The organism is uncultured Gimesia sp. (assembly GCF_963976445.1).
Classification (GTDB): domain Bacteria; phylum Planctomycetota; class Planctomycetia; order Planctomycetales; family Planctomycetaceae; genus Gimesia.
Map to the genome: position 1 here is coordinate 219,281 of NZ_CAXBKP010000008.1, position 14,513 is coordinate 233,793.

The 14,513-nt window shown below is 51.8% G+C and carries 8 protein-coding genes; 3 read left to right on the forward strand and 5 right to left on the reverse strand.

The window, feature by feature from the left end; all coding sequences use genetic code 11:
* Positions 1-21 precede the first annotated feature (21 nt).
* Entirely contained in the window at positions 22-2,244 is a 2,223-nt protein-coding gene (locus tag AAC022_RS11625) for a right-handed parallel beta-helix repeat-containing protein (RefSeq protein ID WP_339731070.1), read from the forward strand.
* A 24-nt stretch (positions 2,245-2,268) separates the two neighbouring features.
* Here the strand turns inward: AAC022_RS11625 and AAC022_RS11630 are convergent, their stop codons facing one another.
* Both AAC022_RS11630 and AAC022_RS11635 read right to left on the reverse strand, forming a co-directional pair.
* Positions 2,269-2,553, reverse strand: a complete 285-nt coding sequence (locus AAC022_RS11630; RefSeq protein WP_339731071.1) for an antibiotic biosynthesis monooxygenase — start codon at positions 2,551-2,553, stop codon at positions 2,269-2,271.
* 102 nt (positions 2,554-2,655) lie between these two features.
* Positions 2,656-3,726 (reverse strand): hypothetical protein, encoded by a 1,071-nt coding sequence (locus AAC022_RS11635; protein ID WP_339731073.1) that lies wholly within the window; start codon positions 3,724-3,726, stop codon positions 2,656-2,658.
* A gap of 410 nt (positions 3,727-4,136) precedes the next feature.
* Between AAC022_RS11635 and AAC022_RS11640 the strand changes: the two genes are divergently transcribed.
* On the forward strand, positions 4,137-6,053 hold the full coding sequence (locus AAC022_RS11640; protein WP_339731075.1) for a PAS domain S-box protein: 1,917 nt from the start codon (positions 4,137-4,139) through the stop codon (positions 6,051-6,053).
* A gap of 46 nt (positions 6,054-6,099) precedes the next feature.
* On the opposite strand, the gene AAC022_RS11645 is transcribed toward AAC022_RS11640, so the two are convergent.
* The 3 genes from AAC022_RS11645 to AAC022_RS11655 all read right to left on the reverse strand — a co-directional run bounded on the left by AAC022_RS11645 (position 6,100) and on the right by AAC022_RS11655 (position 10,257).
* Positions 6,100-8,328, reverse strand: a complete 2,229-nt coding sequence (locus tag AAC022_RS11645; protein ID WP_339731076.1) for a hypothetical protein — start codon at positions 8,326-8,328, stop codon at positions 6,100-6,102.
* A complete protein-coding gene (locus AAC022_RS11650) occupies positions 8,325-8,687 on the reverse strand; it encodes a helix-turn-helix transcriptional regulator (protein WP_339731077.1) in 363 nt (120 codons plus the stop codon). The genes AAC022_RS11645 and AAC022_RS11650 overlap by 4 nt, the downstream gene beginning before the upstream one ends.
* Before the next feature lie 175 nt (positions 8,688-8,862).
* Complete coding sequence (locus AAC022_RS11655; RefSeq protein WP_339731078.1) at positions 8,863-10,257, reverse strand: DUF1501 domain-containing protein; 1,395 nt, start codon at positions 10,255-10,257, stop codon at positions 8,863-8,865.
* Positions 10,258-10,555: 298 nt separating this feature from the next.
* On the opposite strand from AAC022_RS11655, the gene AAC022_RS11660 reads away from it, so the two are divergent.
* A complete protein-coding gene (locus tag AAC022_RS11660; RefSeq protein WP_339731080.1) occupies positions 10,556-14,242 on the forward strand; it encodes a PQQ-binding-like beta-propeller repeat protein in 3,687 nt (1,228 codons plus the stop codon).
* The last annotated feature ends 271 nt before the right edge of the window (positions 14,243-14,513 follow it).

Consider the following 14,513-nt stretch of genomic DNA (forward strand, 5'->3'; position numbering starts at 1 on the left):
ACTGGAATTCAGGTAACACTTATGAAAACGTTTCCCATCATTCTGGCTGGTCTGCTTGTTCTCAGTATGACATATCGTAGCGAGGCGGAGCTGAATCTCTATGTCAGAGCCGATGCCCCTCTGAACGGGGACGGCAGCAAGGAAAAGCCGCTGCGGTTGATTCCGCAGGCGCGCGATCTGATTCGTGAAGCACGTAATAATGGGCAGGCGAAACCGGGTGACGCGGTCACCGTGCATATTGAACCCGGCGTGTATGAATTTCAAAAGTCTCTGACATTTGAAAAGAACGATGGCGGCACAAAAGACGCACCTGTTGTCTATCGGGCCACTCAACCCGGCAAAGTTCGCATTCAGGGGGGTGTGACACTTGACCCTGCGTTATTTCAGACTGTGAGCGATGAAACGATTTTAAAACGGATACCAGAATCTGCACGAAACCATGTGCGTGTCTATAACCTGACGCCTGTGTCGCGTGGTGCCTTTGCGGAGTTCAAGCCCTCTTATCGGGGGGTGCCCGTCGGTCCCTGGTTGTACATGGACGGAGCGCCGATGACTTTGGCCCGCTGGCCGAACGTGAATGCAAAGAATGCAGGCTGGGCGACGTTTATCAAAGTCATCGACAAAGGCCTGCCTGATTCGAAAGCGAAAGACCCGGCAAAACACAAACTGCACCCCGGTTCGTTTGTATTCGATGATCCGCGACCGGCCCGCTGGAAATTGGAAGATGGGGTCTGGCTCTTGGGATACTGGACGCACGACTGGAGCGATGAGGTGATTCGAGTCGCCGATTACGATCCGAAACAGAACGTGATCAAGTTGGCAGCGCCTCACACTTACGGCATCATGGGAGGCACTTGGGGGTCCAAAGAGCGACGTTTCTTCGCGCTCAACGCGCTAGAAGAACTGGATTCGCCGGGCGAATGGTATCTGGATCGAAAGCAGATGCAGCTCTATTTTTATCCCGCAAAGAAACTGGACGGCGCGACCATTGTACTGGCTCGGCTGACTGATCCGTTATTAAAAATTAACGGTGCCCATCACATGCGGTTTGAGGGGCTGAACATCGAATATAGTCATGGCATGGGTATTGACCTGCGTAATACAGAACAGGTCGAAGTGGTCGGCTGTGTCGTCGCGAATCTAGGAAGCAGCGGAATTTCTGTGACCGGTCAAAATAATACCATCCGCAGCTGTGACCTGTATCATCTGGGAACCAGGGGCATCTCACTCTCGGGCGGCGATCGCAAACAGCTGATCCCCGCCAACAACCGTGCGATTAATAATCACATTCACGATTATGGTCTGTTTCAGCGCACGTATGCACCGGGCATTGGCGTGCATGGCTGCGGTCAGATTGTGGAAAACAACTGTATTCATGACGCGCCGCATAATGCGATTTTGTATGGCGGGAACGAAAATCGGTTTGAGCGAAACGAAATCTATCGCGTCGTGATGGAGACCGGCGACTCTGGTGCGTTTTATGCCGGACGTGACTGGACCAGTCAGGGGAATATTTTGCGTCACAACTTCATCCACAATCTGGGCGGCGGCGATGCCACGCATGTGAATACAATGGGCGTCTACCTGGACGACTGTGACAGCGGCGACACGGTGGAAGGAAACGTGTTCTATCGCTCGGGGCGGGCGATCATGATCGGCGGGGGCCGCGATAATCCGATTCTCAATAACCTGGTGATCGACTGTGCGATTGGTCTGCATATCGATTCACGAGGCATGACCTGGAAACAGTGGAACAACCCCCAGTCTGCTGGCTGGAATCTGGAAGCCAAAGCGGAAAAGATGAATTATAAGAATCCCCCCTGGAGCACGCGCTACCCCCATCTGGCAAAGATCATGACCGACTCGCCGCGGGAGCCGTTGTATAACCCGATCCAGCGGAATGTGTTTGTGAACTGCACGCAACAAGTCTGTAACTTCGGCGGCCATGTCAAAGAGCTGCTGGATAAATTCGAGATCGAGAACAACCTTGCCGTGAATACGAGTGGCGCTTCCAGCGGAGTCGCCATGACCAAGGATCTGAAAGGATTTTCCAATCTGGCAGGTACGTCAGGCAAACCGATTCCACTGGGCATCGTACAAGAATCAAACGGCAAGCTGACCTTACAGCAGGATACAACTTTGCTGAAACAGAAAGCATCTTTCGAACCGATTCCTTTCGACAAGATCGGGCTGTTTCAAGATGAATTTCGGCGAAAGTTGCCTGAAAAAAGCCCCATCAACTGATGGGGCTTTTAGACCGTCTTCAATTTAGTGCTTGTAAATCTTGTGCCGGGGTCGGTCGGAGAGGATCTGCTCTTTGCCCCAGTTGGTCACGTCGCGGAAGGCGTCGCTCTGGATGAAGTCTTTAAATGCCTGCTCGTCGGACCATTCGCTGGTGATCATATACGAGGCGTCGTCGCTGACGTCTTTCCACAAGTTCGAATTTTCATGCCCTTCAGCGGCCTCAAGTGCCTCGATTACAGCGGCAAATTTGTCTTCGAATGATTGCTGCTTGCCTTCGAGTACGTGATAGTTCATGCCGACAGTGATCATGGTTCGTAGCCCCTCTATAGATATTGATAATTGGTAAGGATGGTGGTCCAATAGTAATGCAGGACCGCTGAGGACGCAATAGTACGATGCAGGAGTCGTTTGCTAGTGCTGACATCGATTGGCACGGCGACGCCAGAAGAGAAACAAGTACAGCAAGAGACTCATGACTAAAATCACCAGAACGATGTGTTGCCAGTAACTTGATTTCACTGCTGTTCGGATTTTTTCTTCTACCAGGAGAACTTCTGCTCTAATCGGACTCCGCTTCGCATCAGCAGAAAGTTGAAGAAATGCATCACGACTTAATTCGTGGCGTTCCAGTCGTCGGTTCGTGCCATCGGCGAGACGGATATAGTTCGTTTCAGGAGTGGTCGTGTTATCGGCGATCATCGCGCCTGTGTCGGGTTCGATTTGAAACTGCTCATCGCTGAGTTGCGGATTCAAATTCCACTCGGCAATTGTAGACCGTAAATGTTGCCGAAGTTTACCAGAGGGATCATAGCCGCTGATCTCAACCGCCTTCAGTATTGGGAAATCAGGAACGTCTTGCTGCTGTCGGGGATCTTGATAATCATAACGATACTCAGTATGTCCAAAGCCTTTGCGGTCGCGCAGTCCGAGTTCGATTTGGGAGATGCGAAACGGCGCGGCTGCCTGGAACCAGATTCGGACCCCGCGTTTCTCAGGACATTCGATGGCCTGATGTTTGATGCCATTGATTTCCTGTGTCGTCTCTTTCAGAAGAGCAAACTCGTATTGAGAAAAGTAAGGCTCACCGGAGCCTGTTCTGTTGAGAAGGATTCGCAGTGCATTGATTTCAAAGTCCCGCACACCAGCCGGCGCTTTGATTTTAAGTTCGTCGTACGGATTCAACCCGACTCCGCCAGGATTTAATAACCGCTGTTCCCGTTTTGTATTCACAACCGTAAACTCTAAAGGGATTAAGCCGTCGGAAGAGGGGCCGATATAGATTTTATGATATCGTTCCCGGTTGTCAGCGGCGTGCAACCAATATTCAATCTCTCGCGGCATGTCGGTCATTTGCTGGCCGCCCGCCACGGGAACACCACCCGCCAGTTCGAAGGCACGTTGGGAATTGACGCCTTCCATTCGAATGTGAAGTGAACGCACGGAATTCGCTGCCGTTTCCCATTCCCTGATGATCGTTTTCACATTAGGAGCGTCTGCAAATACTGGTCGATATATCCACCCCGATACCGGATTAACAGAACTCAGTACGAAGGCGGCTACCATGCAGCATGAATTTCGCATACAGTAATTGATCGAAGTTTGAGACACCATTTTTGGTTACTCTCTCTAAATCTGCTGGACCGGCAAGTCTGTGTTTTTCGTGATATTCTGTCTGTTATTTCTAATACCGTTCTTTTTTATTTTTCGAACCAGGAGTTGCGCGTTATATTGATAGTTCGCGTTTTCATTGGTACTGCCGTACTAACTTCAGCATACCCTTCACAATCCGCTTCACTAGATACCTAGAATGCATACCTACAGTGCAGATCGGGGACCGTCACTAATTTACTTCCTCATCTGGCAGAAGGTTCGTTATAAAATGGAATTGTTTTATGAATCACCATAACCTGGATTGGAATCGTGCTGCGCTGCTCAATATGGTCGATGCGGTCATAGCCGTCGATGCCGGAGCCCAGGTGATTTTAATCAACAAGGCGGCCGAACGACTGACAGGCTGGAAGCAGGCAGAATCGGAAGGCAAGCCAGTGTCTCAGGTCTTACGGCTGGCGAACGAACAGGCAGACATGGATCTCAAACCACTGCTGGAGCTGGTGCTGCAAACAGGCGATTGTGTGAGCATCGGCAACCACAGTTCGCTCCTGACGCGCGATGGTGCGGCGCAACTCATCACTGGAAATGTATCGCCCATTCAAGATGACAAAGGGGCCATCATCGGTGCCCTCTTTATGATTTATACGCAATCCAATCAGCCCAAACTCGGACTCAGCCAGGAAGATTTGCAGCTGTTTATTGAAAACGCGCCTGTCGCCATCGCGCTGTTTGATCGTAATATGCGCTATCTGGCAACGAGTCGGCGCTGGCTCGAAGATTACAAAATCAGTAGTGACTGCCTGCTGGGTAAATCGCATTATGATATCTTTCCCGAAATCCCCCAGCACTGGAAAATCGCACATCAACAGGGGCTGGCCGGCGCCGTCTTACATGACGAGGAACAATTCGTACGCGATGATGGTTCGGTGCAATGGATACACTGGGTGATCCAGCCATGGCATGAATCCAATGGCTCCATTGGCGGTATTGTGATTCTCACCGAGGATATCACAGAACGAAAAGAACTTGAGGTAGAAAATAAACAATTGCTGGAACAGTTTGCGGCAGCACAGAAGATGGAATCGATCGGCCGACTGGCCGGCGGAGTGGCACATGATTTCAACAATATGCTGAATGTCATTTTAGGCCACGTCAGCTTGACGCTACTGGACATCGACTCAACGAACCCTCTCTATGAACATTTGACGGAAATTCACAACGCGGCCGAGCGGTCGGCCGAGCTCACTCAACAGTTGTTGGCCTTTGCCAGCCGACAGGTGATTGCTCCTAAGTTGCTGGACTTGAACGAGACCATCGAAGACATGATTAAAATGTTGCGACGGCTGATCGGCGAAGACATCGAATTCGTCTGGCATCCGGGAGCGGGACTGGGTCTGGTAAAGATGGACCCGTCACAAGTAGACCAAATTTTGGCAAACCTGTGTGTTAATGCCAGTGATGCCATTTCCGGGATCGGCAAAATTACGCTTGAGACGAAAAATATTGAATTTGATGAAGCGTTCTGCGCCGCGCATCCGGGTTACCTTCCTGGAAAATATATCATGCTCGCCGTGAGTGATACCGGAGCCGGAATGGACGAAACTACGCTGCTCAATATTTTTGAACCTTTCTTCACGACAAAAAAAAACGGCAAAGGGACCGGCCTGGGCCTGGCAACCGTATATGGCATCATTAAACAAAACAACGGATTTATTCACGTCGACAGCGAACCCGGTACAGGTTCTACGTTCCAGCTATTTATCCCACGGCAACAATCCGGCATAAAATCGAAAGCCACCAGACGTACTTCTCAGCCGCCCCATGGAATTGATGAAGTCATCTTGCTGATTGATGACGAACCGATGCTTTCCAAGGTCAGCAAAGAAATTCTGGAATCACTTGGCTACGAAGTATTAGTCGCAAGCAGCCCGCGTGAAGCAATTCATATCGCCCAGGAATTTCAGGGTACGATTGACCTGCTCGTCACCGATGTCGTGATGCCGGAAATGAATGGCAGAGACTTATATCACAACCTGAAAGCCATCATAGCCAACCTGAAAGTCTTGTTTATGTCCGGCTACACGGTCAATATCATCGCCGATCATGGCGTGATCAATGATGACATCTTTTTCCTGCAGAAGCCATTCTCAAGAAATGAACTCGCCGTCAAAGTTCGCCAGATCATCGAACAGGACTGATCGACTTCACATTCTGAGCGCCACTATGCGAACGCGATCACTTTATTCAATTTTCGTCCGGCTTCAGCCCGACGGAATCAATCACCGGTCGCCCGTCTTTGACAGAATACTGAAGCGGCTTGCCGGTGTAGTGATCGATGGGGACATCAGGCAAGTACTTGGGAACCAGTTCTTCAATCGTTTGAGGAAACTGACCATGCCCTCTTCGATAGCGTTCGGCTGCGATCAGGACCAGCGCTGCATCACGTTGGACTTGATACCTTCCTGTGTGAGTCCAATAGTCTGAGGGGAGTTCATCCGGCATCAAGATTAATGCCGGAAGATACTTCAGTCGCAAATGCGGCGAATCCATTAACCGCTGATACTCAGTAAGGTACGCAGTCTTTGCTGACAAATCATCAGCGTTGAGATTGATTCTTGCTTTCCACACCAGTTCATTCAAATAGAGCAGCTCATTCTGCATCTCTTTTCTGTCTGCAATCATCGCCGCCACGGGAGCGGACAGCACATCAAACGTCGCAGTCTCTGTCACATGAGTTTCTTGTTTCCTGGGGTCAGCGGGAACCACAAAAATCGACTCGAACAGTGCCTGCCTTTCAGGCGAAAAATGCACCAGATTTTGTAGAACCTGGAAACCACGTGGGGTAAATCGTCCGTTGCCATTTCCATCATCAGTATAAATTTTCTGCAGGAAGTCATCGATGAATAGCCGCTCATCAGCCCTCCTGAAATCAGGCTGTTTTATCTGTGTCATAAGCAGCTTCTGAAAAAGTGCCTCCAACTGTTGGTCATCAAAAAACTCAGGCGATTCTATCACTCGTTTTGCGATGTCTTGCGCTATTCTCCCAGTGAGTCCATTCGTACCAATCTGACAGATTGGATAGGGCCCGGCCTGGCTATAATGATTCAATAGCGCAAAACGCGCAAGCTGAAGTTGCAGACAACGATCTTTGTCTCCCTGCTCCACGGCCAGGTGAGTCGCACCAGTCAGCATTGGCAACACATGAAACCCCAAGTCCTGCATCTGCGGTAAGAGAATTGACATATTCGTCTTCGTCGGATCTGGAGAGTTCAGTACATATGATGCTTCATGATGTTGATTCTGCAACCAGGGGCTGTTTTCCGGATCTCGATTGATGAATCCCAGTTTCGGTCGGCTTGTTGCTGCCAAAAAGAGCGCGAGTGCGTCTGAATGTTTCGTTAGAAAGGTTTTTGCTTCAGGCCAGTGCTCACTCGCAGGGCCTTCGTCCAATGCCTTCCGAATGTCGTAGAAATTTTCTCTTGCTTTCGGCGTCAGCTTTGTCAGACCTTGACGATAGAGGGGCCACGCTCGGTCCTGCTTTGGAATGGAGCGGCTCAGATCATCCACTTCTTGAATGATATCGAAATTGACAGTCGGTTGTGCGACCATGAATCGCATTGTCAGAATCGTCCATAGCACCAGCACAACAGCAGGCATGGTAGCCGCCGCCTGCCACGTTCTTCTCCAGGCGCGCCACACAAAGGGACGGTTCCTGAGACAGGCGCGACGGATCAGTCGCGCCGCAGTTTTGGGAGAACCAAACGACTTGATCAGCGCTGCCTCCGTTTCGCCTTTTTCCAAACCATCGGCAAAATGCGCACAGAGTTCGCGGGCCGTATCCAATTTCTCGCCTCGCCAGAGACGCGTCCGTTTTACGACATCGAGTACGACAGAACCGAGACTCTCAGGCAGACTAAAATCCAACAGCGGCGCCAATGATTGCGTCTCATACATCAATCCACCCAGCGAGATCACATCGCCGTTGGTCTGTATCAATGTTTCGGGAGTCCGCCCTGCTTCCAGCTGCCACTGCAGGCTGCGGCAAACTCGACTGAGCATCTGACGCGCAGCAGTTTTACGAACGCGCTTTTGACCAACGAGCGCATGGACTGTCGGCCACAAGCGGGCGGGTAGCGGTGTCTGCAGAATCCAGTCTGTTTTTCCCGTCACTTGAATGAGTGCCGCAATGCTTTCTGGTTCACTGAGTTGATCGACCAGTTGTGTTTCAGCACAGCCTTCCAGCAGAAGTCCTTTGCAAGACTTCACAAGTTGTTGCGCTGTCTTTGAGCGACGGCGTCCGCTCAGTCGCGTCGTGATCGCGCGAATGGCATCGACAACACTGTCGGGTAACGACGCGGTATCCTGTCGCTCCAGCGGAGTTTGTGCGCCAGTGATGCGACCACAAAGCAGATCTGAAATGGGAGTCTGTAGTATTTTACGCCAACGTTGATTGCCAGATTTGGGAGTATTCATGCCTCACCCCCTCTCAATTTGGGGAGTGCCTCCGGCAGAATTCCCAGGCTCTGCATCGCGGTTGCCACCGCCTGCCACTGGGCTGTATCACTTGCCAGCCGCTTTTTACCTTTCGGGGTCAACGAATAATATTTGCGTTTCCGGCCGCTGTCGGATTCCTGCCAGCTTGGTCGAATCAGTCCCTGCGATTGTAGATTATAGAGCAAGGGATAGAGTGTCGACTGTCCCATGTCGAGTACGCCACCCGTCTGTTCGGACAGGGCTTCGACTAGTTCGTAACCGTATTTGGCACCCTCTTCCAGCAGCTTTAATACAGCCACCGGACCGGCGCCGCGCATCAGTTCCCGTTCGACTCGCATGGCAGTTCCTTTCAATCGATTGAACCCTTGGCTCGACTCAGCTAAGCACATACTATGCGTGACATAGTATGTAAGTCAAGGTTTAATTTCACAAGAGAAAAACTCGAAGGGACGCGCAGCGGAAAGTGCGTTACTGAGAATGCTTTATGAATGCATCGCAGATATGGAAAACCGCTTAGAACAAGCCGGGAATGATGTTACCCGCGGTGGCGACCTGCACGAGTTCGCTGGGGACGCCGCGGGTGATGCGGAGTTCGCCCAGATCGAACAGCGTGTGCATGATGCTGGTGACCAGATCTTTGCGTTCGATGGGTTCGGTCTGTGGTTCGCTGGCGTGGCGAGTGGACTGGCCGATGACCTGTCCCATGTTTAAGCCGCCGCCAGTCAGCATCAACGGCGATAAATTGCCCCAGTGATCGCGGCCGCCGCGAGTGTTCATTTTCGGTGTGCGGCCCATCTCTCCCGAACAGACCAGCAGAATATCATCACTGAGTCCGCGGTCTCGTACATCTTCCATAAAGGCTGAAACCGCATGATCGAAGGGAACGCCCATGTAGTCCATGCCCTCTTCAACGCCGGCATTATTTTTGTCGCCGTGCATGTCCCACACAAAGTTCGTCGTGATCGTCACAAATCCACAGCCAGCTTCGCAGAGGCGGCGGGCCATCAACAACAGTTTCCCCAATGACTGTGCATTGTCGATATAGCGTTTGTAGTTTTTCCAGCGCGTGCTGATCTGTTCCGGCTTGACGAGGGGCGCTGTATCGTACCGCGCTACAATGTTGGTATCTTCTTTTGATAAATCAAAGGCTTCCGAAACGCCACCCAGAATAACATCAAAGGCCTGCTGCTGCAGATGCGACGACGCGGCGAACGATTCGCTTTTATCCGCCGCCCAGCGAGCACGATCGAGCTTCGAGAGTAACAGCCGACGATCATCGAGCCGATTCTGGGGAATCGACAATGACATATTCGACTGCATATCGCCGCCGGCACCAGGCACAAACGGTGCATACGCACTGCCCATCAAGCCGTGCGAATCGAACTTGCCAAACTTCGTAATGGCCGGCATCATTTTGTCGTCGATGGCCTGCGGGAATAGAACGGCGTTCGTTGGCATGCCATTCTCAGGATGATTTGCACCCACCACGCGCGAATAGAGTGCGCCCAGATTCGCATCAAGCGTGTCCTTGTGCACAATCGGTTTGATATCGTGGCGACTGTCGCCTGTACGGTACGAACGCACGACGGACATCCGATCGGCCAGTGGTGCCAGTTTTTGGAACGTGCCACCAAAGGTCACCCCAGGAATTTTGGTGGTGACTTCGCCTGTGGCACTGCGGATGCCTGCGGGCGCATCCATCTTGGGATCGAAAGTTTCAATCTGGCTGGGGCCGCCGTGCATAAACAGAAAGATGACTGACTTATTTTTCAGCAGTCTCCCCGAACCGGCCGCCTGCGCTTTCGCTGACAATAAGCCAGGCAGCGTCAAGCCGCCTAACGCCAGACCTCCCACGCGGAGAAATTCACGTCGTCCAGAAATTCCGTTGTTTTCGTAGAAAGAAAGCATGATTTTGCCTGAGCCAATGGAAATCGCCTGCTTTAGTTATCGACCAATATATCAATATTTGTTTATGCTATCCAGAGAAAAGAGGGGATTGCGATAAATCACTGCCGTTAAAGGGATTCAATCGCTTTGATTCACTCCGAGTGAATCGAGATTACAAGATGAAACACGAGTGAATTTATGATGAAGCCGACAAACGTGCCTGTTAAAACGATTCTCACTCCGTTAGTTTAATAGATCAGCGATTGCTGATTGATCGTCGGCTGTCAGACATTAATATGTTTCATTCAGGGGTTTGTGCATGTCTTCCTTCGTGGTACGTTTGGCTGGTTCTTTCTGCTTCTGTTTTCTGAGTGGTATCATCCTCTCTTCCTCTGCGTCAGCCGCCGACTGGCCGACCTGGCGAAACAATGCACAGCGGACGGCGGTGACTGCCGAACAGCTTCCAAATGAGTTGCAGTTACAATGGTCACGCCAACTGGGACCGCTCAAGCCGGCCTGGCCTGAAGACCCGCGGATTCAATTCGACGCACACTATGAACCGGTGATCGCCGGGCAAACCTTGTTCGTCGGCTCTTCCCGCAACGATAGCGTGACCGCCTTTGATCTTTCCACCGGTGCGCAAAAGTGGCGTTTTCATGCGAACGGCCCCGTCCGTTTTGCGCCCCTTGTTTCCGGAAAGAATGTGTACTTCTCAGCCGACGATGGTCATTTTTATTGCCTCAATTCAGACGATGGCAGTCTGCGCTGGAAATTTCAGGCGGCTCCCAATCACCGCAAAGCGCTGGCGAACGAACGGCTCGCTTCGGTCTGGCCCATTCGAGGCGGCGCGGTCCTCTCGGATAGCAAGATCTATTTCACTTGTGGCGTCTGGCCGTTCGAAGGGACTTTCCTTTACACACTGGATGCCGAAACCGGCGCCGCACTCGCGCCACCGAAACACGAAATCAAAACGCTCAAAGATATCACACCACAAGGTTATCTCGTCAAGAATGGCGACCGACTGTTGATTCCCTGCGGCCGCTCGGTCGCCGCCTGCCTCGATCTCAAGACCGATCAATTCATCACACATAAATATGGAAACCGGGCGACGAATTATCATGTCTCCTCCGTGGGCCCCTACATTTTTCACGGCGGCTCGACTTTCCGGATGGATACCAAACAGGCATTCGACCTCGCCGCCCGTAGTCCGGTCCTCACCGAGGATGTGCTCTACTTTGGTAGCGGCGGCAATGTGGTCGCCTATGATCTGAAGAACCTGAAGACTGTCGAATCAAAAGACCGCCGCGGCAAACTGGTCACCAAGAAGGTACTGAATCAACTCTGGAGTCAGCCTGTATCTCAAAATCAGAAAATGCCCCAGGCAGAACAGGACGCCTGGATCAAAACGCATCCGGTGCAGCTTGATCTGAAAGCCGGCAATCGATTGTACGGCCATCAGGCGAATACCATCTTCGCGCTCGATCTCGCGGAAGACGGCAAAGGTGCAACGCTCAGCTGGACTCAAACCATCAAAGGCACACCCGCCACGATGATCGCTGCCAACGGCACGCTGGTCGTTGTAACACAAGAGGGCGACCTACTCTGTTTCGGCGACAAACAAACCAAGCCAAACACGCTTTCCGAAGAGAACCGCGAACTGGCGGCACAGCAGGATGACTGGACGAACAAAACAAAGCAGTTATTGAAGTTGACACAACCAGGTAACGGATACTGTCTCGTACTGGGAACCGGCAGTGGGCGTTTGCTGGAAGAATTGATCCAGCAATCCAAGCTGACCCTCATCGCCATTGAGCCAGATATAACAAAAGTAGCCGCACTGCGAGCCAAATTCGATGCCACTGGTCTTTATGGATCGCGGGTCGTTGTTCACGCAGGGAACCCACTGACGTTCGAGCTGCCTGCTTATATGGCCGAGCTGATCGTTTCAGAAGATCTAACGGCGTTCGGAAAATCACTCACGTCGGAAGACTGGCATACCATCTTTAAGTCGCTGAGACCTTACGGCGGCAAGGCGTGCCTGGAACTGACGGACAAAGAATTCAAGCTGCTAGAGACCATCGTTGGCGGCAAGCAACTGCCTCGCGCCGATCTCAAACAGGCAGAGGGATTCACGCTGCTGTCACGCGTGGGCTCACTGCCGGGCTCTGCCAACTGGACTCACGAGTATGGCGATGCCTCCAACACCTTGATGTCACGCGATGAACTTGTCAAAGCGCCGCTGGGCGTGCTCTGGTTTGGTGGTCCCGCAGGACACGGCGATCTGTTTTACAATCGTCACGACTGGGGCCCCAGCATGGCGGTCATCGAAGGCCGCATGTTTCTGCAGGGCCCCGGAAAGCTCACCGCCGTCGACGTTTATACGGGACGCATTCTCTGGCAAATTCCCCTGGAAGAAACACCCGAAGACAGCCCGGGACGCCGCGGCCAAAGCTACGAAGGAAAACTGGTTGGCCATCATTTCATCGCCCTCAAAGACAGCATCTATCTCGTTACCAGTCAGAACACGTGCGTGCGGCTCGATCCGGCGACGGGAAAAACATTAGCCGTGATGAAACTGCCCAATCCCGAAGACCGCTGGGGTCGCATCCGTATTCATGAAGACCTGCTATTAACGTCGGCCTTTCGGACATCTCCCAAAATCGGCAAAAAATACGGCTTACTCCCTCTGGAACTGGTGGCCCTCAATCGTCACACCGGGAAAGTCATCTGGAAACATCAAGCACAAATGAGTTTCCCCGTCGTCTCTTTGAGTGGAGACCGAATTTATGTTTATGATGGCGCACTGGAAAACTTTTATGGAGACTGGAAACGCCGCGGCAAGATTCCCAACGCGTTGGCCGAACGCTTTATCAAAGCAATCGATCTCAAGACCGGCAAGTTGCTCTGGAAGCACCAGACCGATGTTGTGGGAACCTGGTTATCGTATAGCGACCAGAAAGATGTGATGCTTGTCACCAACCGCAACGGCATCTCGGCATTCCGTGGAAAAGATGGTTCAGAACTCTGGAAGAAATATTCCACCGGCGAGGGATTTCGCGGGCATCCCGAAACTCTGTGGGACAAAGTCATCATCTGGAACGACCGTATTCTCGATCAACGTGGACCCGGAAAATCTTATGACCTGGAAACCGGCGAAGCTATTCTGCGCACGAATCCGATCACCGGAAAACCGATTCCCTGGGAATTCACCAAGGCGGGTCACCACTGTAACTACGCCATCGCCAGCCCGCACCTGATGACGTTCCGCGCCGGTTCCGCCGGGTTCTGCGATATCGACAGCACGAATACCTCCCGCCTGGAAGGCTTCCGCACCGGCTGTCGCAACAGTCTGATTCCTGCGAATGGCGTGCTCAACTCACCGAACATGGCACACGGCTGCAGTTGTGGTTATTCACTGTTTACCTCCTTAGCGCTAACGCACGTGCCGGAATCGGAAGTCTGGAGTTACAGTGCGCTGGCGATGAATGCCAAAACAGATCAGGTGCAAAAGCTAGGCGTTAACCTGGGAGCTCCCGGCGACCGCCAGGCCGAGAACGGCACCCTCTGGCTGGACTACCCCAACGTAGGAGGTTCCTCGCCAGTCGTCTCGCTCAAACTAGATGGCAAAGACCTGCGTTACTTCCACAAACATTCGGCATTCGTCAAAACAGGCAACCAGAAATGGGTCGCCGCTTCAGGCGTGGAAGGCGCCTCTGCTTTAACGGTCACACTCTCACCTGTTGAAACGAAAGAACGTCGCTACACGGTCCGCCTGCACTTTTTAGAGCCGGATGAAATGCAACCAGCAGAGCGCGTATTCGATGTCAGCTTGCAAGGCAAACCTGTGTTACAAGGACTCGATGTTGTTAAAGCAACTGCAGGTTCGAACCGCGCGATGGTGCGTGAATTTAAAGGCATTCCCGCGGCAAGCAGTTTGAAAGTGGAACTGAATCCCATCCAGGGACGCACACTGTTGTCTGGCGTGGAAATCGTAGTTGAAGACTAACATTCGAATTGAAAACATTACCTAGTGGAGCGTCATTTTTAAATTTTGGGTTGATCGATATCACGAGAGTGCGACAACGGAGCACGTAAATAACACCCCCAACCCTCAATTCCTAGCTTGACAAAGCACTAATATCAATAGTGTTTTTCAGTAGATGCGACACAGTTCGGGTGCGCAGATTGCCTGCCTGCCTAAGTGTTACATTAAGATCGGATTAATACTTCAAGAGAATCCATTAAGATCGGTTTAAACTTTTGGAATCTGTTTCAAT